The organism is Bradyrhizobium sp. cir1 (genome assembly GCF_014198245.1).
Taxonomy (GTDB): Bacteria; Pseudomonadota; Alphaproteobacteria; order Rhizobiales; family Xanthobacteraceae; genus Bradyrhizobium.
In genome coordinates, this window is sequence record NZ_JACIHE010000010.1 from 37,473 (window position 1) to 58,237 (window position 20,765).

11 protein-coding genes and 1 pseudogene are annotated in these 20,765 nt (G+C 63.6%); 11 read left to right on the top strand and 1 reads right to left on the bottom strand.

What is annotated here, in order from left to right; all coding sequences use genetic code 11:
• The first annotated feature begins 3 nt into the window (after window positions 1-3).
• From rplA to GGD63_RS20795, 8 genes are all read left to right on the top strand, one after another.
• Window positions 4-696 (top strand): 50S ribosomal protein L1, encoded by a 693-nt coding sequence (gene rplA / locus GGD63_RS20760; RefSeq protein WP_011088163.1) that lies wholly within the window; start codon window positions 4-6, stop codon window positions 694-696.
• 89 nt (window positions 697-785) lie between these two features.
• Window positions 786-1,739 (top strand): 2-hydroxyacid dehydrogenase, encoded by a 954-nt coding sequence (locus tag GGD63_RS20765; protein WP_183245040.1) that lies wholly within the window; start codon window positions 786-788, stop codon window positions 1,737-1,739.
• A 581-nt stretch (window positions 1,740-2,320) separates the two neighbouring features.
• Window positions 2,321-2,839, top strand: coding sequence for a 50S ribosomal protein L10 (gene rplJ / locus GGD63_RS20770; protein ID WP_025037001.1), 519 nt, complete (start codon window positions 2,321-2,323; stop codon window positions 2,837-2,839).
• Between the two features lie 54 nt (window positions 2,840-2,893).
• Window positions 2,894-3,271 carry a 50S ribosomal protein L7/L12 gene (gene rplL / locus GGD63_RS20775; RefSeq protein WP_080137246.1) on the top strand — a complete coding sequence of 126 codons (378 nt, stop codon included), beginning with the start codon at window positions 2,894-2,896 and terminating at the stop codon, window positions 3,269-3,271.
• Between the two features lie 484 nt (window positions 3,272-3,755).
• Window positions 3,756-7,874, top strand: a complete 4,119-nt coding sequence (gene rpoB, locus GGD63_RS20780; RefSeq protein ID WP_183245041.1) for a DNA-directed RNA polymerase subunit beta — start codon at window positions 3,756-3,758, stop codon at window positions 7,872-7,874.
• A gap of 129 nt (window positions 7,875-8,003) precedes the next feature.
• On the top strand, window positions 8,004-12,200 hold the full coding sequence (gene rpoC / locus GGD63_RS20785) for a DNA-directed RNA polymerase subunit beta' (RefSeq protein ID WP_183245042.1): 4,197 nt from the start codon (window positions 8,004-8,006) through the stop codon (window positions 12,198-12,200).
• 193 nt (window positions 12,201-12,393) lie between these two features.
• Window positions 12,394-14,454 (top strand): FAD-dependent oxidoreductase, encoded by a 2,061-nt coding sequence (locus GGD63_RS20790; RefSeq protein ID WP_183245043.1) that lies wholly within the window; start codon window positions 12,394-12,396, stop codon window positions 14,452-14,454.
• 133 nt (window positions 14,455-14,587) lie between these two features.
• Window positions 14,588-16,609, top strand: a complete 2,022-nt coding sequence (locus GGD63_RS20795; RefSeq protein ID WP_183245044.1) for an ABC transporter ATP-binding protein — start codon at window positions 14,588-14,590, stop codon at window positions 16,607-16,609.
• Here GGD63_RS20795 and GGD63_RS20800 read toward each other — a convergent pair.
• Window positions 16,531-17,131: pseudogene (locus tag GGD63_RS20800) on the bottom strand (FAD-dependent oxidoreductase). The gene GGD63_RS20795 and the pseudogene GGD63_RS20800 overlap by 79 nt on opposite strands.
• A 671-nt stretch (window positions 17,132-17,802) precedes the next feature.
• On the opposite strand from GGD63_RS20800, the gene rpsL reads away from it, so the two are divergent.
• From rpsL to fusA, 3 genes are read left to right on the top strand one after another with little or no spacing between them, the layout of a single operon-like run.
• The gene (gene rpsL / locus GGD63_RS20805) at window positions 17,803-18,174 is read left to right on the top strand and encodes a 30S ribosomal protein S12 (protein WP_007603006.1); all 372 of its coding nucleotides are present in this window, start codon (window positions 17,803-17,805) and stop codon (window positions 18,172-18,174) included.
• A gap of 15 nt (window positions 18,175-18,189) precedes the next feature.
• A complete protein-coding gene (gene rpsG, locus GGD63_RS20810; protein WP_092294138.1) occupies window positions 18,190-18,660 on the top strand; it encodes a 30S ribosomal protein S7 in 471 nt (156 codons plus the stop codon).
• A gap of 30 nt (window positions 18,661-18,690) precedes the next feature.
• Window positions 18,691-20,763, top strand: coding sequence for an elongation factor G (fusA, locus tag GGD63_RS20815; protein ID WP_183245045.1), 2,073 nt, complete (start codon window positions 18,691-18,693; stop codon window positions 20,761-20,763).
• Window positions 20,764-20,765: the final 2 nt, after the last annotated feature.

A 20,765-nucleotide genomic window follows, 5' to 3' on the forward strand; every position in this document is an offset into this window, starting at 1 on the left:
GCCATGGCAATCGGAAAGCGTTTGAACAAAGCCCGCGAAGGTGTTGACCGCGAAAAGCTTTACCCGCTCGCGGAAGCCATCAAGATGGTCAAGGAGCGCGCGAAAGCGAAGTTCGACGAGACCATCGAGGTCGCGATCAATCTCGGCGTCGATCCGCGTCACGCCGACCAGATGGTCCGCGGCGTCGTGACCTTGCCGAACGGCACCGGCCGTACCCTCCGCGTCGGCGTGTTCGCCCGCGGCGCCAAGGCCGATGAAGCCAAGGCCGCCGGTGCCGACGTCGTCGGCGCCGAGGACCTGGTCGAGAAGGTGCAGAACGGCTCGATCGATTTCGACCGCTGCATCGCCACCCCCGACATGATGCCGCTGGTCGGCCGTCTCGGTAAGGTGCTCGGCCCGCGCGGCCTGATGCCGAACCCGAAGATCGGTACCGTGACCATGGACGTCACCGGTGCGGTGAAGGGTGCCAAGGGCGGCTCGGTCGAGTTCCGCGTCGAGAAGGCCGGCATCCTGCAGGCCGGCGTCGGCAAGGCTTCCTTCTCCGAGGAGAAGCTGGTCGAGAACATCAAGGCTCTCGCTGACGCCGTCTCCAAGGCGAAGCCGGCCGGCTCCAAGGGCACTTACATCCAGCGCGTTGCGGTGTCCTCGACGATGGGCCCCGGCGTGAAGGTCGAGCCGGGCACCATTCTCGGCTAAGTCTGGAAATTGCATGAGGCGAGGGGCGGAATCGGGCGACCGATTCCGCCCCTCGTCGTTTGTGGCGGCGTTGACCGGAAACAAGAACAATGGCTGACAAGGTCCTGATCTACTCGCGCTTTCCCAAGTCGATGATGGCGCGCTTCGCCGAGCGGTTCGAGCTGCTCGACACCGGCGGCAAGCCGGCGCGGGAGGTGTTTCCGGCGGATGAGCTCGGCGGCATCCGTGCGCTGCTGACCGCGGGCGGCTCGCCACTGGGGGGCGAGGCGATGGACCTGTTTCCCAAGCTCGGCGCGATCGTCTGCTACGGCACCGGCTATGATGGCGTAGACCTGAAGGCGGCCGCCGCCCGCAACATCGCGGTCGGCCACAGCCCGGGTGCCAATGCGGCTTCCGTTGCCGACATCGCGATGACCCTGATGCTGGCGACGACGCGGCGGATTTTGGTGGCCGACCAATATGTCCGCAGCGGCGATTGGGCGGCGTCAAAACAGTCGCCGATGATGCGTCCCCAGGCCGGCATGCCCGGCCGCCGCATCGGCGTCTACGGCATGGGCGAGATCGGCCGCAAGATCGCGGCGCGCTGCGCCGCCTTCGAGAGCGAGGTCGGCTATTTCAGCCGCACCAAATACGATCTGCCTTATCAATATTTCCCGTCGCTGGAGGCGCTCGCCGATTGGTGCAGCGTGCTCATGATCGCGGTCCGGGCAGGGGTCGAGACCCAGCACGTCGTCAATGCGGACATCCTTCGGCGCCTCGGTGCGGACGGCCATGTCGTCAACATCTCCCGCGGCTCGGTCATCGACGAGAAGGCCCTGGTCGCGGCGCTCACCGACAAGACCATCGCAGGGGCCGGCCTCGACGTCTTCGAGAAGGAGCCGCACGCTCCCGACGCGCTGACCGCGCTCCCGAACGTGGTGTTCGCCCCCCATATCGGCGGCCACACCCTGGACTCGCACGTCGCCATGCAGAACTGCGTGCTGGCAAACCTGACCGCATTCTTCGAGGGCAAGCCGCTGCCTTACGCAGTCAAATCGGCCTGAATCGGTCCTTGTTGGGCGATCTCAAGCCCGGCCGGCAATCGATTGGAACTGGTGTGAATTTTGCTCTTGGCAAGCCGGCCCGGAGCGGTTAAAGAACCGCCTCCGGACGTGCCGGCCTCGGCTGGCGCGTCCGTGCACGCATTCCGAAAACCCGACACGACAGGAGATCATTCCTTTTCAGGACGTCCGCAAGGATTTGCCGGAAAAGGAAGGAAAACCCGTCGGTTGGCTGGGATGCGGGCAGAGGTCGGGCGGTTCGCCGGCTGACCTTGTCCTGTCCAAGACTGCAGGCGCCCGCGGGAAATTTCGATTTCTCAACGGCTTAATCGCATAGCCTGCATAGACGGGTGAAGACCGGATTTCACTTCGCACCCAGCTTTAAGGGCTGGCTTCGCGAAACGGGTCTGGTTCGGACCTCGACACGCCGTGGGCCTTAAGGGCTCCCGGAGGGCAGGCTTTGAATTGTCGTCTTGCCCGGCGTGTCCGAAGGGTTTGGCCCCGAGGTTCAGGTTTGGGCGGGACGATGGGTGCAACCCGGCGGTCCCGCTTTCGCGATGACCGCCAACCGGAGAGAGCTTGCTGTGGAACGAGCGGCAAAAAAGGAAGCGGTCGAACAGCTCAATGAGGTCTTCAAGACCACGAGCGTCGCGGTCGTTGCTCAATATTCCGGCCTCACCGTCGCCCAGATGCAGAAGCTGCGCCAGCAGATGAAGCAGGCGGGCGCTGCGGTGAAGGTCTCGAAGAACCGTCTCGCCAAAATTGCTCTTGAAGGCACTGACGTCGTTGCCATCGGCCCCATGCTGAAGGGGCCGACCGTGATCGCCACTTCGAACGATCCGGTAGCGGCGCCAAAGGTCGCCATCGAATTCGCCAAGGCGAACGAAAAGTTCGTCATCGTCGGCGGATCGATGGGCAAGACCGTCCTGAATGTCGACGGCGTGAAGGCGCTTGCCTCGCTGCCGTCGCTTGACGAACTGCGCGGCAAGATCGTCGGCCTCATCGTGGCCCCGGCGACCAAGCTGGCCCAGCTCGCCAACGCGCCCGCGGGCAAGCTCGCGCGCGTCATCCAGGCTCATGCCTCAAAGGGCGAAGCGGCCTGACGCCCTTCGCAAAACTCAAACCCGAACCAGACTTACACCTAAGGAAACTGAACAATGGCTGACTTGCAGAAGATCGTTGACGACCTCTCGAGCCTCACCGTGCTCGAAGCTGCCGAACTCGCGAAGCTCCTCGAAGAGAAGTGGGGCGTTTCGGCTGCCGCGGCTGTCGCCGTGGCCGGCCCGGCTGCTGGTGGCGGCGCTGCCGCTCCGGCGGAAGAGAAGACCGAGTTCACGGTCGTTCTCGCCTCTGCCGGCGAGAAGAAGATCGAGGTCATCAAGGAAGTCCGCGCCATCACCGGTCTCGGCCTGAAGGAAGCAAAGGACCTCGTCGAGGGTGCTCCGAAGCCGCTGAAGGAAGGCGTGAACAAGGAAGAAGCCGAGAAGATCAAGGCCCAGATCGAGAAGGCTGGCGCCAAGGTCGAGCTCAAGTAAGCACCGCTTACTGGCACGAGATCCCGGGCGGGCATCAGCTCAGCCCGGGATCCTGGTCCCCCTCGAGAGGGCGGGCCGGATGCAAAAGGCGTGCGACGGACCGGTCCGACGCAGGCCGAACACGAAAAAGTGTGGGGATTTGAGGGTTTGTCCCTCGAATCTGCACTATTGTCGCCCCATATCGGGTCGGCAGCACGAAAGCGCGGTGGGCAGGGAGGCCGGATTTCCCTGGAAGCCGTTGGGAGAGCAGGCTATTTCGGGCTTTTGCAGTCCGTGAAGACGATCGTTGTGACGGGCGGGCGCGCACACCAGCGCCCCGCGCGTCGTTTTGCGTTTTGAAGGTCTGAAGAACAGATTCAGGACATTCCCGCCTGAACCTGAGTTTCCGGCCCCCAAAACGGGTTCGAAAAATTCAACCCGGGGAGCGGTGGCAGCCGCGTTCCGGACGGCGCGCCCAGAGCGGGCGACGAAATGAGAGGCCACGATGGCGCAGCAGACATTCACCGGTCGCAAACGCGTTCGCAAGTTCTTCGGACACATCAAGGAAGTCGCCGAGATGCCGAACCTCATCGAGGTTCAGAAGGCGTCCTATGACCAGTTCCTGATGGTCGACGAGCCCCAGGGCGGTCGTCTCGACGAGGGTCTGCAGGCGGTGTTCCGCTCGGTGTTCCCGATCTCTGACTTCTCGGGCACCTCGATGCTGGAATTCGTCCGCTACGAGTTCGAGCAGCCGAAATATGACGTCGATGAGTGCCGCCAGCGCGGCATGACCTTCGCCGCGCCGCTGAAGGTGACGCTGCGCCTCATCGTGTTCGATATCGACGAGGAAACCGGCGCGAAGTCGGTCAAGGACATCAAGGAGCAGGACGTCTACATGGGCGACATCCCGCTCATGACGATGAACGGCACCTTCATCGTCAACGGCACCGAGCGCGTCATCGTCTCGCAGATGCATCGTTCGCCCGGCGTGTTCTTCGACCACGACAAGGGCAAGACCCATTCCTCGGGCAAGCTGCTGTTCGCTGCCCGCGTGATCCCGTATCGCGGCTCCTGGCTCGACATCGAGTTCGACGCCAAGGACATCGTCTATGCGCGTATCGACCGTCGCCGCAAGATTCCGGTGACGTCGCTGATGTTCGCCCTCGGCCTCGACGGCGAAGCGATCCTGTCCACGTTCTACAAGAAGATACTCTACAAGCGGACCAAGGAAGGCTGGCGCGTTCCGTTCGACGCCAACCGTTTCCGCGGCTACTCGACCGTCAACGACCTGATCGACGCCGATACCGGCAAGGTCGTGCTCGAGGCCGGCAAGAAGCTTACCGTCCGTGCCGCCCGCCAGCTCCAGGAGAAGGGGCTGAAGGCGTTGCGCATGGCTGACGAAGAGCTGGTCGGCAACTACGTCGCCGAGGATCTCGTCAACCCGAAGACCGGTGAGATCCACGCCGAAGCCGGTGAGGAAATCACCGACAAGCTGATGAAGGCGCTCAACGAGCAGGGCTACAAGGAGCTGCCGCTGCTCGACATCGACCACGTCAATGTCGGCCCCTACATCCGCAACACGCTCTCGGCCGACAAGAACATGACGCGTGAGGACGCGCTGTTCGACATCTACCGCGTGATGCGTCCGGGCGAGCCGCCGACGCTGGAATCGGCGCAGGCCATGTTCCAGTCGCTGTTCTTCGACGCCGAGCGTTACGACCTCTCCGCGGTCGGCCGCGTCAAGATGAACATGCGCCTCGACCTCGATGCGCCCGACACCCAGCGTACGTTGCGCAAGGAAGACATCCTCTCCGTCATCAAGACGCTGGTGGACCTGCGCGACGGCAAGGGCGAGATCGACGACATCGACCACCTCGGCAACCGCCGTGTGCGCTCGGTCGGCGAGCTCATGGAGAACCAGTACCGCATCGGCCTCCTGCGTATGGAGCGCGCGATCAAGGAGCGCATGTCCTCGGTCGACATCGACACGGTCATGCCGCAGGACCTGATCAACGCGAAGCCCGCGGCCGCCGCCGTGCGCGAGTTCTTCGGTTCCTCGCAGCTGTCGCAGTTCATGGACCAGACCAACCCGCTCAGCGAGATCACCCACAAGCGCCGCCTGTCGGCGCTTGGACCGGGCGGTCTGACCCGCGAGCGCGCCGGCTTCGAGGTGCGCGACGTGCATCCGACGCATTACGGCCGCATCTGCCCGATCGAGACGCCGGAAGGCCCGAACATCGGCCTGATCAACTCGCTCGCGACCTTCGCGCGCGTGAACAAGTACGGCTTCGTCGAGACGCCGTACCGCAAGGTCAAGGACGGCCGCGTCACCGACGAGGTCGTGTACCTCTCGGCGATGGAAGAGGGCCGCTACACGGTCGCGCAGGCCAACGTGCCGCTCGACCCGAAGGGCCGCTTCACCGAAGACCTCGTGGTCTGCCGTCACGCCGGCGAAGTCTTGCCGGTGACGCCGGACAAGGTCGACTACATGGACGTGTCGCCGAAGCAGCTCGTCTCGGTCGCCGCGGCGCTGATCCCGTTCCTCGAGAACGACGACGCCAACCGCGCGCTGATGGGCTCGAACATGCAGCGCCAGGCGGTGCCGCTGGTTCGCGCCGAGGCGCCGTTCGTCGGCACCGGCATGGAGGGCGTCGTTGCGCGTGACTCGGGTGCTGCGATCGCGGCGCGCCGTTCGGGCGTGATCGACCAGATCGACGCGACCCGCGTCGTCATCCGCGCCACGGAAGATCTCGATCCGACCAAGTCGGGCGTCGATATCTACCGTCTGATGAAGTACCAGCGCTCCAACCAGTCGACCTGCATCAACCAGCGTCCGCTGGTGAAGGTCGGCGACATCGTCAAGAAGGGCGACATCATCGCCGACGGTCCGTCGACCGATCTCGGCGAGCTCGCGCTCGGCCGCAACGTGCTCGTCGCGTTCATGCCGTGGAACGGCTACAACTTCGAAGACTCGATCCTGCTCTCCGAGCGGATCGTGAAGGAAGACGTCTTCACCTCGATCCACATCGAGGAGTTCGAGGTGATGGCCCGCGACACCAAGCTCGGACCCGAGGAAATCACCCGCGACATTCCGAACGTCTCGGAAGAGGCGCTGAAGAACCTCGACGAAGCCGGTATCGTCTACATCGGTGCGGAAGTGCGCGCCGGCGACATCCTGGTCGGCAAGATCACGCCGAAGGGCGAGAGCCCGATGACGCCGGAAGAGAAGCTCCTGCGCGCCATCTTCGGCGAGAAGGCCTCCGACGTCCGCGACACCTCGCTGCGCGTTCCTCCGGGCGTGCAGGGCACGATCGTGGAAGTGCGCGTGTTCAACCGTCACGGCGTCGACAAGGACGAACGTGCGCTGGCGATCGAGCGGGAAGAGATCGAGCGTCTGGCCAAGGACCGCGACGACGAGCAGGCGATCCTGGACCGCAACGTCTACAACCGTCTTGCCGAGCTGCTCGAGGGGCGGCAGGGCATTGCGGGCCCGAAGGGCTTCAAGAAGGACACCAAGATCACCCGTGCGGTGCTCGAGGAGTACCCGAAGTCGCAGTGGTGGCTGTTCGCCTCGCCGAACGACAAGCTGATGGCCGAGATCGAGGCCATGCGGAAGCAGTACGACGAGTCGAAGAAGGGGCTGGAACAGCGCTTCCTCGACAAGGTCGAGAAGCTCCAGCGCGGTGACGAACTGCCGCCCGGCGTGATGAAGATGGTCAAGGTCTTCGTCGCGGTGAAGCGCAAGATCCAGCCCGGCGACAAGATGGCCGGCCGCCACGGCAACAAGGGCGTGGTGTCGAAGATCGTTCCGATCGAGGACATGCCGTTCCTCGAAGACGGCACGCACGCCGACATCGTGCTCAATCCGCTGGGCGTGCCCTCGCGCATGAACGTCGGACAGATCCTCGAGACCCATCTCGGCTGGGCCTGCGCCGGCCTCGGCAAGCGTATCGGCCAGACGGTCGATGCTTACCTGTCGAAGCAGGACATCAAGCCGCTGAAGGAAACCTTGAAGAAGGTCTACGGTGAGGACGAGACCATCAAGTCGCTCAACGACAACGAGCTGCTCGAGCTTGGCCATAACCTCAGCCGCGGTGTTCCGATCGCGACGCCGGTGTTCGACGGCGCCAAGGAAGCCGACATCGAGGAGATGCTGAAGCTGGCCGGTCTCGACGCTTCGGGTCAGTCGACCGTCTATGACGGCCGCACCGGCGATCCGTTCGATCGCAAGGTGACGGTGGGCTACATCTACATGCTCAAGCTGCACCATCTCGTCGACGACAAGATCCATGCGCGTTCGATCGGTCCGTACTCGCTCGTCACCCAGCAGCCGCTGGGCGGCAAGGCGCAGTTCGGCGGCCAGCGCTTCGGCGAAATGGAGGTGTGGGCGCTCGAGGCTTACGGCGCGGCGTACACGCTCCAGGAGATGCTGACGGTGAAGTCGGACGACGTCGCCGGCCGCACCAAGGTGTACGAGGCGATCGTGCGCGGCGACGACACGTTCGAGGCCGGTATTCCGGAATCGTTCAACGTGCTGGTCAAGGAAATGCGCTCGCTCGGCCTCAACGTCGACCTGCACAACTCCAAGATGGGACCGGCGCCGACGTCGGAAGCGGCCGAGTAATTCGACCTGTCATGCCCGGCCTTCGCGGCCGGGCATTGGCGCCCCTCCCGAGGCCTTGAGGGCAGGGCGCCGTGCACGAGTGATTTTCGAATTTGCGGCCGGAGGCGACCGGCACGCGAGGAGAAGACGATGAACCAAGAAATTATGAATCTCTTCAACCCGACGACGCCGGCTCAGGTCTTCGACCAGATCCGGATCTCGATCGCGTCTCCAGAGAAGATTCTGTCCTGGTCCTACGGCGAGATCAAGAAGCCGGAGACCATCAACTACCGTACCTTCAAGCCCGAGCGCGACGGCCTGTTCTGCGCCCGCATCTTCGGGCCGATCAAGGACTATGAGTGCTTGTGCGGCAAGTACAAGCGCATGAAGTACAAGGGCATCATCTGCGAGAAGTGCTCGGTCGAGGTCACGCTGTCGCGCGTCCGGCGCGAGCGCATGGGCCATATCGAGCTTGCAGCCCCCGTCGCCCACATCTGGTTCCTGAAGTCGCTGCCCTCGCGCATCGGCTTGCTGCTCGACATGACGCTGAAGGATCTCGAGCGGATCCTCTACTTCGAATACTATGTCGTGCTGGAGCCGGGCCTCACCGCGCTGAAGGACCGTCAGCTGCTGTCGGAAGACGAGTATCTGAAGGCGCAGGACGAGTACGGCCAGGACAGCTTCACCGCCATGATCGGCGCGGAAGCGATCCGCGAGCTGCTCAAGGGCATGGACCTCGAGAAGCTCGAGGCCTCGCTGCGCGTCGAGATGCAGGAGACCGACTCCGACATCAAGCACAAGAAGCTCGCCAAGCGCCTGAAGATCGTGGAAGCGTTCCGCCACTCCGGCAACAAGCCGGAATGGATGATCATGACCGTGGTCCCGGTGATTCCGCCGGACCTGCGTCCGCTGGTGCCGCTCGACGGCGGCCGCTTCGCGACCTCCGATCTCAACGACCTCTACCGCCGCGTCATCAACCGCAACAACCGCTTGAAGCGGCTGATGGAGCTGCGTGCGCCGGACATCATCATCCGCAACGAGAAGCGCATGCTTCAGGAAGCGGTCGATGCGCTGTTCGACAACGGCCGCCGCGGCCGCGTCATCACCGGCGCCAACAAGCGTCCGCTGAAGTCGCTCGCCGACATGCTCAAGGGCAAGCAGGGCCGCTTCCGCCAGAACCTGCTCGGCAAGCGCGTCGACTATTCGGGCCGTTCGGTGATCGTGGTCGGTCCCGAGCTGCGCCTGCATCAGTGCGGCCTGCCGAAGAAGATGGCGCTCGAGCTGTTCAAGCCGTTCATCTATTCGCGGCTTGACGCCAAGGGCCTGTCCACCACCGTGAAGCAGGCCAAGAAGCTGGTCGAGAAGGAGCGGCCCGAGGTCTGGGACATCCTGGACGAGGTCATCCGCGAGCATCCGGTGCTGCTCAACCGCGCGCCGACGCTGCACCGCCTCGGCATTCAGGCGTTCGAGCCCGTGCTGATCGAGGGCAAGGCGATCCAGCTTCACCCGCTGGTCTGCTCCGCGTTCAACGCCGACTTCGACGGCGACCAGATGGCCGTGCACGTTCCGCTGTCGCTCGAAGCGCAGCTGGAAGCGCGCGTCCTGATGATGTCGACCAACAACATCCTGCATCCGGCGAACGGCCAGCCGATCATCGTGCCGTCGCAGGACATCGTGCTCGGTCTCTACTACGTCTCGATCATGCGTGAAGGCCTGCCCGGCGAGGGCAAGGTGTTCGGCGACATGGCCGAGCTCGAGCACGCCCTGCACGCGAAGGTCATCCACCTCCACACCAAGATCAAGTACCGGTGGGAAGGCATGGACGAGACCGGCAAGGTCTCCAAGCGCTGGATCGAGACCACCGCGGGCCGCGTCATGCTCGGCAACCTGCTGCCGAAGAACCCGCGCATCTCGTACGAGATCATCAACAAGCTGATGACCAAGCGCGAGATCTCGGGCGTCATCGACCAGGTCTACCGCCACTGCGGTCAGAAGGAGACGGTGATCTTCTGCGACCGCATCATGGCGCTCGGCTTCTACAACGCGTTCAAGGCCGGCATCTCGTTCGGCAAGGACGACATGGTCGTGCCGCACGGCAAGTGGAAGATCGTCGACACCACCCGTACGCTGGCGAAGGATTTCGAGCAGCAGTACAACGACGGTCTGATCACCCATGGCGAGAAGTACAACAAGGTCGTCGACGCCTGGTCGAAGGCCACGGAAGAAATCGCCAAGGCGATGATGAAGGAGATCTCCGCCACCAAGAAGACGGCGAGCGGAGCCGATGCCGACATCAACTCGATCTACATGATGGCCCACTCGGGTGCCCGCGGTTCGCCGGCCCAGATGCGCCAGCTCGCCGGCATGCGCGGCCTGATGGCCAAGCCGTCGGGTGAGATCATCGAGACGCCGATCATCTCGAACTTCAAGGAAGGCCTTTCGGTTCTCGAGTACTTCAACTCGACCCACGGCGCCCGCAAGGGCCTCGCGGACACCGCGTTGAAGACCGCGAACTCGGGCTACCTGACCCGTCGTCTCGTCGACGTGGCGCAGGACTGCATCATCACGCAGAGCGACTGCGGCACCAAGCTCGGCATCAAGATGCGCGCCATCGTCGATGCCGGCACCGTGGTTGCTTCGCTCGGCTCGCGCATCCTCGGACGCACGGCTTGCGAAGATATCCGTGACAGCTCGGGCAAGGTGATCATCAAGCGCGACACGCTGATGGAAGAGAGCCATCTGGACGCCATCCAGCAGGGTGGTGTGCAGGAGGTGAAGATCCGCTCGGCGCTGACCTGCGAACTCGTCAACGGCATCTGCGGCAAGTGCTACGGCCGCGACCTCGCCCGCGGCACGCCGGTCAACCACGGTGAAGCCGTCGGCGTCATCGCGGCGCAGTCGATCGGCGAGCCGGGCACCCAGCTCACCATGCGCACCTTCCACATCGGCGGTGCGGCGCAGCTCAACGAGCAGTCCTTCGTCGAAGCCAACTTCGACGGCAAGATCGTGATCCGGAACAAGGCCATCGCCCGCAACAGCGAAGGTCACCTGATCGCGATGGTGCGCAACATGGTGGTGGCAATCGTCGATGCCGACGGCACCGAACGTGCGACGCACCGCGTCCAGTACGGCTCGCGCCTGCACGTGGACGAGGGCGACACAGTCAAGCGCGGCCAGCGCGTCGTCGAGTGGGATCCCTACACCCGTCCGCTCCTCACCGAAGTCGAAGGTACCATCGGCTTCGAGGATCTGGTCGAGGGGCAGTCGATCTCGGAAACGCTCGACGAGGCCACCGGTATCGCCAAGCGCGTGGTCATCGACTGGCGCTCGACCCGCGGCGGCTCGGACCTGCGTCCGGCCATCGTGGTCAAGGGCAAGGACGGCAAGGTGCTCAAGCTCGCCCGTGGCGGCGATGCCCGCTACATGCTGTCGGTCGACGCCATTCTCTCGGTCGACGTCGGAGCCAAGGTCAACCCGGGCGACATCCTCGCCCGTGTCTCGACCGAAAGCGCCAAGACGCGTGACATCACCGGCGGTCTGCCGCGGGTGGCGGAACTGTTCGAGGCACGGCGTCCGAAGGATGCGGCGATCATCGCCGAAATCGCGGGCACCATCCGGTTCGGACGCGACTACAAGAACAAGCGTCGCATCTCGATCGAGCCGATGGACAAGACCGAGGAGCCGCGCGAGTACCTGATCCCGAAGGGCAAGCACATCCACCTTCAGGACGGCGACGTCGTCGAAAAGGGCGACTTCATCGTCGAAGGCAACCCGGCGCCGCACGACATCCTTGCGGTCAAGGGCATCGAGGAGCTCGCAGCCTATCTGGTCAACGAGATCCAAGAGGTCTACCGGCTCCAGGGCGTGCTCATCAACGACAAGCACATCGAGGTGATTGTCCGTCAGATGCTCCAGAAGGTGGAAGTCACCGACCAGGGCGACACGGACATGATCTCCGGCGAGCAGGTCGACAAGATCGAGTTCGACGCGCTGAACGAGAAGGCCAGGGAAGAGGGCAAGAAGCCTGCCACGGGAACGCCGGTTCTGCTCGGCATCACCAAGGCGAGCCTGCAGACCCGTTCGTTCTTCTCGGCGGCCTCGTTCCAGGAGACCACCCGCGTCCTTACCGAGGCGGCGGTCAACGGCAAGATCGATCCGCTCGAAGGCCTCAAGGAGAACGTCATCGTCGGCCGGCTGATTCCGGCAGGCACCGGCGCCTCCATGGCCAAGATCCGCGAAGTCGCCATGAAGCGCGACAAGCTGATCCTGGACGAGCGCGAGAAGCAGGCGTCGGTCGTGCCGCCCGCGCCGGAAGCGGAGCTTCCTGCGCTACCGCCCGCGGAATGATCGTTCATCCGTAGGAATACCGAGGACACTGAAAAGGCCGGCGCAAGCCGGCCTTTTTGCTGCTTTCTTTGCTTGCTGCGATGCAGGATCAACCTTTGTTCATCTTTCCTTCAGGCGTAAAAGCGCTTCTGCTAGGGGAGCTTAGACCGGTGGATCCCGTGACGGGGGCAGGGCCGGAGACCACGGAACTGATATGCTTGATCTGGCAATCGTAGGCGGCGGCCCCGGCGGGCTGATGAGCGCCTGGTATCTGAAGCGTAAGCTCGGCGACCTCTGCCGCGTCACCATCTATGAGGCGTCGGACCGGCTCGGCGGCAAGATCGTCACGCGCAAATTCGATTCCGCACCCGCGATGTACGAGGCCGGCGTCGCCGAGATATACGACTACTCGATGACGGGCCCCGATCCGCTGCGCGAGCTGATCCAGCATTTTGGTCTCCAGACCATTCCGATGGACGCCGAGCAGGTGCAGTTCGGCGACGAGCTGCTCAACGACGTTCCGGGCATGCGCCGCAAATACGGCGCCAAGACCGCGGCCGCGATCGAGGCGTTCCGCAAGCGCTGCACTGAGGTGATGTCGCCGATCGAATATTACGAGGGCGTCGGCGCGCACGACAACGAGAACCCCTGGGCCTACAAGACCGCCGAGCAGGTGCTCGACGAAGAGGTCGGGGACGAGACCGCAAAGCGCTTCTTCAAGGTGATGGCGCGCTCGGACATCGCGACCGAGAGCCACAACACCAACGGCCTCAACGCGCTCAAGAACTATTTGATGGATGTCGACGGCTATATCGGCCTCTATTCCATCCAGAACGGCAACGAGCAGCTGATCGAGTGCCTGCAGTCTGAGGTCAATGCCGACATCCAGCTCAATCATCGCGTGCTCACCGTCGGCAAGGCGCCGACCGGCCGTTACCAGCTCAAGATGATGAACGGCAAGGGGCCGGAGACGCGCGATTTCGATCTCGTGCTGGTCTGCCTGCCGCATTCCTGGCTCGCCACCGTCGGCTGGGAAGGCGAGCAGCTGCGCAAGTCGATGGTCAAGCACGTCTCGTATTTCGACCGTCCGGCGCACTATTTGCGCGTCTCGATCCTGTTCGACGAGCCGTTCTGGGGCGAGAAGATTCCCGGCGCCTGGTTCATGTCGGAAGCCTTCGGCGGCTGCTGCGTCTACAACGAGGGCGCGCGCCACGACGTCGGCAAGCATGGCGTGCTGAACTGGCTCATTCCCGGCTCCGACGCGCTGGCCTTCGCCAATCTCTCTGATCAGGAGCTGATCGACGCGGCGCTCAAATCGCTGCCGGCCTCGTTTGGCGATGCGCGCGCGCATTTCATGGAAGGCAAGATCCACCGCTGGCTGTCGTCGGTGAACGCGCTGCCGGGCGGTCTGCCCGTGCGCGACGTCATGACCAATCACCGGCCTGAGCCGAAGGAACATCCCGGCATTGTCGTGGTCGGCGACTATCTGTTCGACTCGACGCTGAACGGCCTGCTCGACTCCTCGGATGCGGCCACCGACATCATCCAGACCGAGATGATGCGCCTGCGCCGCGAACGCGCGCAGGAGGACAAGCCGCTCTCCGACAAGATCGACCGCGACTATTTCGAGAATTATCGCGGCCTCGGCCCCTACGATGAGGCGTGGCAGCACTTCACTGATCCGGACTATCTGGCAAATCTGATCGGCATCGTCTGGGGCAAGGCCAAGGGCTCAAAGCTCCTGGTCGCGGGCTCGGCCAGTGGGGAGCTGGTCGGCGCGCTGCGCGAGCGGGGCATCGATGCCTGGGGCATCGAGAACAACCGCGCCATCCATGCCAGGACGCCGAAGGCGCTGAAGAAGTACAACAAGCTCGGCTCGATCACCGACATGCCGTTCAAGGACGGCACGTTCGACTTCGTGTTCGAGACCAGCCTCTGCCACGTATCCTCGAAGCAGGTGGTGCGCGCGATCCGCGAGCTCAACCGCGTGGTCAAGACCGGCGTCGTGTTCGGCTCGGTCACCTCGGACATGGCGCCGGCTCTGATTGACCGTTACGACCTGCTGCGCGGGGTCAAGAAGCTCGGCACCTGGTGGGAGTGGTCCGAGCTGTTCTTCGGCAACGGCTTCGATCTGTCGATGCACCGCAAGGACTGCACCGATGCGCTCTGGGAGGCGACGCTCGCCGCGGGCAAGGGCCCGGGCCAGTGGTACGCCGACGCGGACAGCTTGCGTTATTCGTTCTTCGACAAGGTCGAGGACGAGGACGACGACTAGCCCTTAAGATCGGGTGAATTCGCCAATTGCTTTGCCGAATTCATCATGATCGCATAGAATCGGTGCAATAGCGGCTGGCCGCTATCTCCTGCTTTCTCTGCGGTCATGCCGGCCGTCAGCATCGGTTGGTTTCATGGCGTCCAAGCCTCTCTCGCCCGACAAACAGAAGCTCGCCGCCGAAGAGGCGGCCGAGCTCGACGACAAGCTCGCCTCCGCCGCCAAGCCCGATCTCGAAGACGAGGACGACGAAGACGAGGAGGATGACGAGCTGGAGCTCGACGACGATGAGGACGAGGACCTCGTCGTCTTTACCGCGCGCGAGGCCGCCGGCGCGCTCGCGACCATCCTGGGTTTCGTCAAGCCCTATCTGGCCAACTACAAGCGGATGCTGACATTCGTGGCGTGCGGCGTCGTCATCGAGACGCTGTTCAACGTCATCATGCCGCTCAGCCTGAAATACCTGATCGACGACGCGCTCGGCGAGGAGGATTTCCAGGCGCTGTACAAGATCCTCGGCGTGCTCGCGGCCGCCGGCATCTTCACCTCGATCGTCGCGGTCTGGTACGAGCGCTGGGACGCGCGGCTGGCGGCCTGCATCATCTCCGACGTCCGCAAGCGTCTGTTCGAGCACGTCCAGGACCTGCCGGCGGCCTATTTTGGCCGGACCAAGCGCGGCGAGATCCTGTCGCGTTTCTCGGTCGACCTCTCGGCCTTCGAAGGCTCGGTGAAGACCTTCGTCAACAGCGCCGCGCTGCCGTTCCTGGAATTGATCGCCGGCATCATCCTGATGGTGTTCCTGAACTGGCAGCTCGCGGTGGTCGCGCTGCTGGTGTTCCCGATCACGCTGATCGGCCCGCGCATTCTCACCCCGAAGGCGGTGCAGGCCAATTACGAGCAGAAGCAGAACGAAGCCGCGCTGCTCGGCATGGTGCAGGAGAACATCGGCGCCCAGGCCGTGATCAAGGCGTTCAGCCTGCAGCGCAAGATGTTCGGCTTCTTCACCTTCCGCAACGACGAGACGCGCAACAGGATCGCCTCGGCCGCCTTCCTGTCGACCATGGTGGAACGGACGGTCACCATCTCGGTGCTGCTGCTACACCTCGTGGTGCTCGCGATCGGCGCATATCTGGCGACCAAGGGCCAGATCACCATCGGCACGTTCGTCACCTTCGAGAGCGCGTTCTGGGAGGTCTCCTACAACATCGCCCATGTGATGCATTTCATTCCGGTGTCGATTTCCTCGGCCGCGGCGATCCGGCACATCCAGGAGCTGCTCGACGAGCCGACACGCGGCGCCGATCGCCCCGGTGCGCCCGACCTGCCGCGCATCACCCACGACATCACCTTCGACCGCGTGACGTTCCAGTACGAGGGCAGCCAGACGCCGGTGCTGGACAATCTCAGCCTCAAGCTGAACGTCGGCAAGAGCATCGCCATCGTCGGCCCCTCGGGCTCGGGCAAGAGCACGCTGCTCAACCTGATCCTGCGGCTCTACGTGCCGGACGAGGGGCGCGTCACCATCGACGGCGTCGACGTCCGCAAGGTGACGCTGGATTCGCTGCGCCGGAGCATGGCCGTGGTGTTCCAGGAGAACATGCTGTTCAACATGTCGATCCGCGAGAACATCCGGCTCGGCAAGGAAGGCGCGACCGACGCGGAGGTGGAGGAGGCGGCCAAGAAGGCCGAGATCCACCGCTACATCATGAGCCTGCCGCAGCGCTACGACACGCAGGTCGGCGAGCGCGGCGATACGCTCTCGGGCGGCCAGCGCCAGCGCATCGCGATCGCGCGCGCGATCATTCGCAATCCGTCCGTGCTGCTGCTGGACGAGGCCACCTCGGCGCTCGACCAGACCACGGAAGCCGCAATCAACCGCACGCTGCTGAAGGTCGCCAAGGGCCGCACCATGATCTGGTCGACCCACCGCCTGACCTCGGTGGTCGAGATGGACGAGATCATCGTGATTTCAGGGGGCAGGGCGATCGAGCGCGGCTCGCACGCCGAGCTGCTCGCCAAGAACGGGACCTATCGCAAGCTGTGGAACGACCAGATTCACCAGCCGCACGGCGCTGTGGCTCACGCCGACGACGACAGCGACGATGACGACGAGGATGAAGACGACCTCGAGGAGGATGAGGACGAGGAGGAGGGGTGAGCGAGGAAGTTCGGCTCCAGGTCGAACGCGCCTCCAAGCGGCCGCAGCAGCCCCTGAACCGACCAGGCTCGGAGGCCAGCCATCGCGGGATGTAGAGGTTGCAGAGTCGCTCGACGTCCGCGAAGACCTTGTCGCAGCCGGTCCCGGCGACGGGGCAGGAGGTCGAGAAGGCATGGCCCACCAGCATGAGCCCGGGCTGGCCGCTTGCATCGTTCACATAGAGATCGACGGGGCGGATCGTCATTTCACCGACGATGTCGTACGGGCCGGTGATGCGCTTCAGCCGCGACCGGGCGGCATTCAGAGTCGCCGCCGGCGCGCGGCGCAGCACCGATTCTCCGATTCCCGTCTTCAGGAATCGCTCGACCTGCGCTCGCCGCTGAGTTTTTCGACTCGAAAATCCGCCGGATAGCGCTCGTGCGGATCGATCAGCGCCGCCGAAATGCCGGCGCGGCCGAGCATCGCGGCGGCGGTTGAGCCGGACAAGCCCCCGCCAACAATGGCAATGTCGGTGTACCGCATGGCGCAAATCTCTGCCGAAGACGGCAGATTGCCGCATCAACAGGAAAAAAAGCCTTAGAAGCGGTTATAAAAGTACATTTCATCCGGGTATAAATTGCTTGCGGGTGGCGGAACCGACCCTGCGTTCCCATATCGGGGAGGCGCGGCGAGGGGCGGCCGGGAAGCGATTTCGACAGGCGCGAGAAGCGCTTTGTGACTGTCGTTTCACCTTGACTTGACCGATTCTCACTTATAGAAAGCGCCTCACTTAACGACAGGCGGTGAGCATCGCCAGCGTCGGAACGGGCCACCCGTTTGATCCCTTGGGATCGCAAAGGCGGGCACCAACCTCGACGAATGCCGCTCAAACGCTGTCGATCATAGCTAGGCAATGCCAGTGCGATTTTAGTTCTCTTGAGCGCGTTCTCTTGAGATCGAACTCGGATGCATGACCTCGGTGCGCGGGCCTCAGCTTTACGCTGACCGGCCTCAATACTGCGGTCCTCTGTGGCGTCGAAGCGCTTTCCGCTCGTTGATGGAGTGGTTGGCGCAATTTCGCTTTGTGCGGATTGTTCCGCGTGAGGCGGCCTCGTCGGGCGGGTGGCCCGAAAAGAATTTGCGGTCCCGGCAACGGGCCGCGGCAAGACAGCGGGCCCGCAAGGGGCCGCGGCAGAACAAAGGGTAAGGCCAGGATGCCGACGATCAACCAGCTGATCGCTCAACCGCGGGAAGTGCAGAAGTCGCGCAAGAAGGTGCCGGCGCTGCAGCAGTCGCCTCAGAAGCGTGGTGTTTGCACCCGCGTCTACACCACGACCCCGAAGAAGCCGAACTCGGCGCTTCGTAAGGTCGCCAAGGTGCGCCTGACCAACGGCTTCGAGGTGATTGGCTACATCCCCGGCGAGGGTCATAACCTCCAGGAGCACTCGGTGGTCATGATCCGCGGCGGCCGCGTCAAGGACTTGCCCGGCGTGCGCTACCACATCCTCCGCGGCGTTCTGGATACCCAGGGCGTCAAGAACCGTAAGCAGCGTCGTTCGAAGTACGGCGCCAAGCGTCCGAAGTAAGCGGGAACCAAGCCTATGTCTCGTCGCCACTCAGCGGAAAAGCGCGAAGTTCTCCCGGATCCGAAGTTCGGGAACATCATCGTCACGAAGTTCATGAACTCGGTGATGTACGCCGGCAAGAAGTCGGTCGCCGAAGGCATCGTCTACGGCGCGTTCGGTCTCATCGAATCCAAGACCAAGCAGAACCCGCTCGGCGTGTTCGAGCAGGCGCTTGAGAACGTCATGCCGACGATCGAGGTTCGCTCCCGCCGCGTCGGCGGCGCGACCTACCAGGTTCCGGTCGAGGTTCGTTCGACCCGCCGTCAGGCGCTGGGCATCCGCTGGCTGATCTCGGCTGCGCGCGAGCGCAACGAGAAGACCATGACCGAACGGCTCTCTGCGGAGCTCCTGGACGCCTCGAACAACCGCGGGAACGCCGTCAAGAAGCGTGAAGACGTGCACCGGATGGCGGAAGCCAACCGCGCCTTCTCGCACTATCGCTGGTAACGGCGACACACGGAATCTAAGGAACACCCGATGCCCCGCGTTCATGCCATAGAGAATTACCGCAACTTCGGTATCATGGCGCACATTGATGCCGGCAAGACCACGACGACCGAGCGTATCCTTTATTACACCGGCAAGAGCCACAAGATCGGCGAGGTGCACGAAGGTGCCGCGACGATGGACTGGATGGAGCAGGAGCAGGAGCGTGGCATCACGATCACCTCCGCTGCGACCACCGCGTTCTGGGCCGGCAAGCGTCTGAACATCATCGACACCCCCGGCCACGTCGACTTCACCATCGAAGTCGAGCGTTCGCTGCGCGTGCTCGACGGCGCCGTCTGCGTGCTCGACTCGAACCAGGGCGTGGAGCCCCAGACCGAGACCGTCTGGCGCCAGGGCGACAAGTACAAGGTTCCGCGCATCGTCTTCGCCAACAAGATGGACAAGACCGGCGCCGACTTCTTCAAGTGCCTGGCCGACATCGTCGACCGCCTCGGCGCCAAGCCGATCGCGATCCAGCTTCCGATCGGCGCCGAGAATAACTTCAAGGGTCTCGTCGACCTCGTGAAGATGCAGGGCATCATCTGGAACGATGAATCGCTCGGCGCGAAGTTCGACTATGTCGACATTCCCGAGGATCTGGTCGAGCAGGCCAAGGAATACCGCGAGAAGATGGTGGAAGCCGCCGTCGAGCTCGACGACGACGCCATGGCCGCTTACCTCGACGGCAAGGAGCCGGACGAGGCGACCCTGAAGCGCCTGATCCGCAAGGCGGTGCTGACCGGCGCGTTCTATCCCGTGCTGTGCGGCTCGGCCTTCAAGAACAAGGGCGTGCAGCCGCTGCTCGACGCCGTCGTCGACTATCTGCCGTCGCCGATCGACGTGCCCGCGATCAAGGGCACCGACGATCGTGGCAACGAGGTCGTGCGCAAGGCGGACGACAAGGAGCCGCTCGCGCTGCTCGCGTTCAAGATCATGGACGACCCGTTCGTCGGTACCATCACCTTCTGCCGCATCTACTCCGGCGTCCTGCAGAGCGGCACCGGCGTCGTGAACTCGACGCGCGAGAAGAAGGAGCGCATCGGGCGCATGCTGCTGATGCATGCGAACAACCGCGAGGACATCAAGGAAGCCTATGCCGGCGACATCGTCGCGCTGGCCGGCCTGAAGGAAGCGCGCACCGGCGACACGCTGTGCGATCCCGACAAGCAGGTGATCCTGGAGAAGATGGAATTCCCCGAGCCGGTCATCGAGATCGCGATCGAGCCGAAGTCCAAGGCCGACCAGGAGAAGCTGGGCGTGGCGCTGGCCAAGCTCGCGGCGGAGGATCCGTCCTTCCGCGTGTCGACCGACCAGGAGTCCGGCCAGACCATCCTCAAGGGCATGGGCGAACTCCATCTCGACATCAAGGTCGACATCCTCAAGCGGACCTACAAGGTCGACGCCAACATCGGTGCGCCGCAGGTTGCGTTCCGTGAGCGCGTCACCAAGAAGGCCGAGGTCAAGTACACCCACAAGAAGCAGACCGGCGGTACCGGTCAGTTCGCGGAGGTGTCGATCGTTGTCGAGCCGAACGAGCCCGGCAAGGGCTACGAGTTCGAGTCCAAGATCGTCGGCGGTGCGGTTCCGAAGGAATACATCCCTGGCGTCGAAAAGGGCCTCAACAGCGTGATGAGCTCTGGTGTCGTCGCGGGCTTCCCCGTGGTCGACGTCAAGGTTCAGCTCGTCGACGGCAAGTATCACGACGTCGACTCGTCGGCGCTCGCCTTCGAAATCGCATCGCGCGCGGCATTCCGCGAAGCCTTGCAGAAGGGCAAGTCCGTCCTGCTCGAGCCGATCATGAAGGTCGAAGTGGTGACCCCGGAAGACTACACCGGCTCGGTCATCGGCGACCTGAATTCCCGGCGCGGTCAGATCCAGGGTCAGGACATGCGCGGCAACGCCAACGTCATCAATGCGATGGTGCCGCTCATGAACATGTTCGGTTACGTGAATAACCTGCGCTCGATGAGCCAGGGTCGCGCGACCTTCACCATGCAATTCGATCACTACGCAGAAGCGCCGGCCAACGTGTCGGCAGAAGTCCAGAAGAAGTTTGCCTGATT

Excerpts from the sequence above, each read along its gene's own strand:
- rplA (WP_011088163.1), top strand. The coding sequence starts at position 4 with ATGGCAATCGGAAAGCGTTTGAACAAAGCCCGCGAAGGTGTTGACCGC.
- GGD63_RS20765 (WP_183245040.1), top strand. The coding sequence starts at position 786 with ATGGCTGACAAGGTCCTGATCTACTCGCGCTTTCCCAAGTCGATGATG.
- rplL (WP_080137246.1), top strand. The coding sequence starts at position 2,894 with ATGGCTGACTTGCAGAAGATCGTTGACGACCTCTCGAGCCTCACCGTG.
- rpoB (WP_183245041.1), top strand. The coding sequence starts at position 3,756 with ATGGCGCAGCAGACATTCACCGGTCGCAAACGCGTTCGCAAGTTCTTC.
- rpoC (WP_183245042.1), top strand. The coding sequence starts at position 8,004 with ATGAACCAAGAAATTATGAATCTCTTCAACCCGACGACGCCGGCTCAG.
- GGD63_RS20790 (WP_183245043.1), top strand. The coding sequence starts at position 12,394 with ATGCTTGATCTGGCAATCGTAGGCGGCGGCCCCGGCGGGCTGATGAGC.
- GGD63_RS20795 (WP_183245044.1), top strand. The coding sequence starts at position 14,588 with ATGGCGTCCAAGCCTCTCTCGCCCGACAAACAGAAGCTCGCCGCCGAA.
- rpsL (WP_007603006.1), top strand. The coding sequence starts at position 17,803 with ATGCCGACGATCAACCAGCTGATCGCTCAACCGCGGGAAGTGCAGAAG.
- rpsG (WP_092294138.1), top strand. The coding sequence starts at position 18,190 with ATGTCTCGTCGCCACTCAGCGGAAAAGCGCGAAGTTCTCCCGGATCCG.
- fusA (WP_183245045.1), top strand. The coding sequence starts at position 18,691 with ATGCCCCGCGTTCATGCCATAGAGAATTACCGCAACTTCGGTATCATG.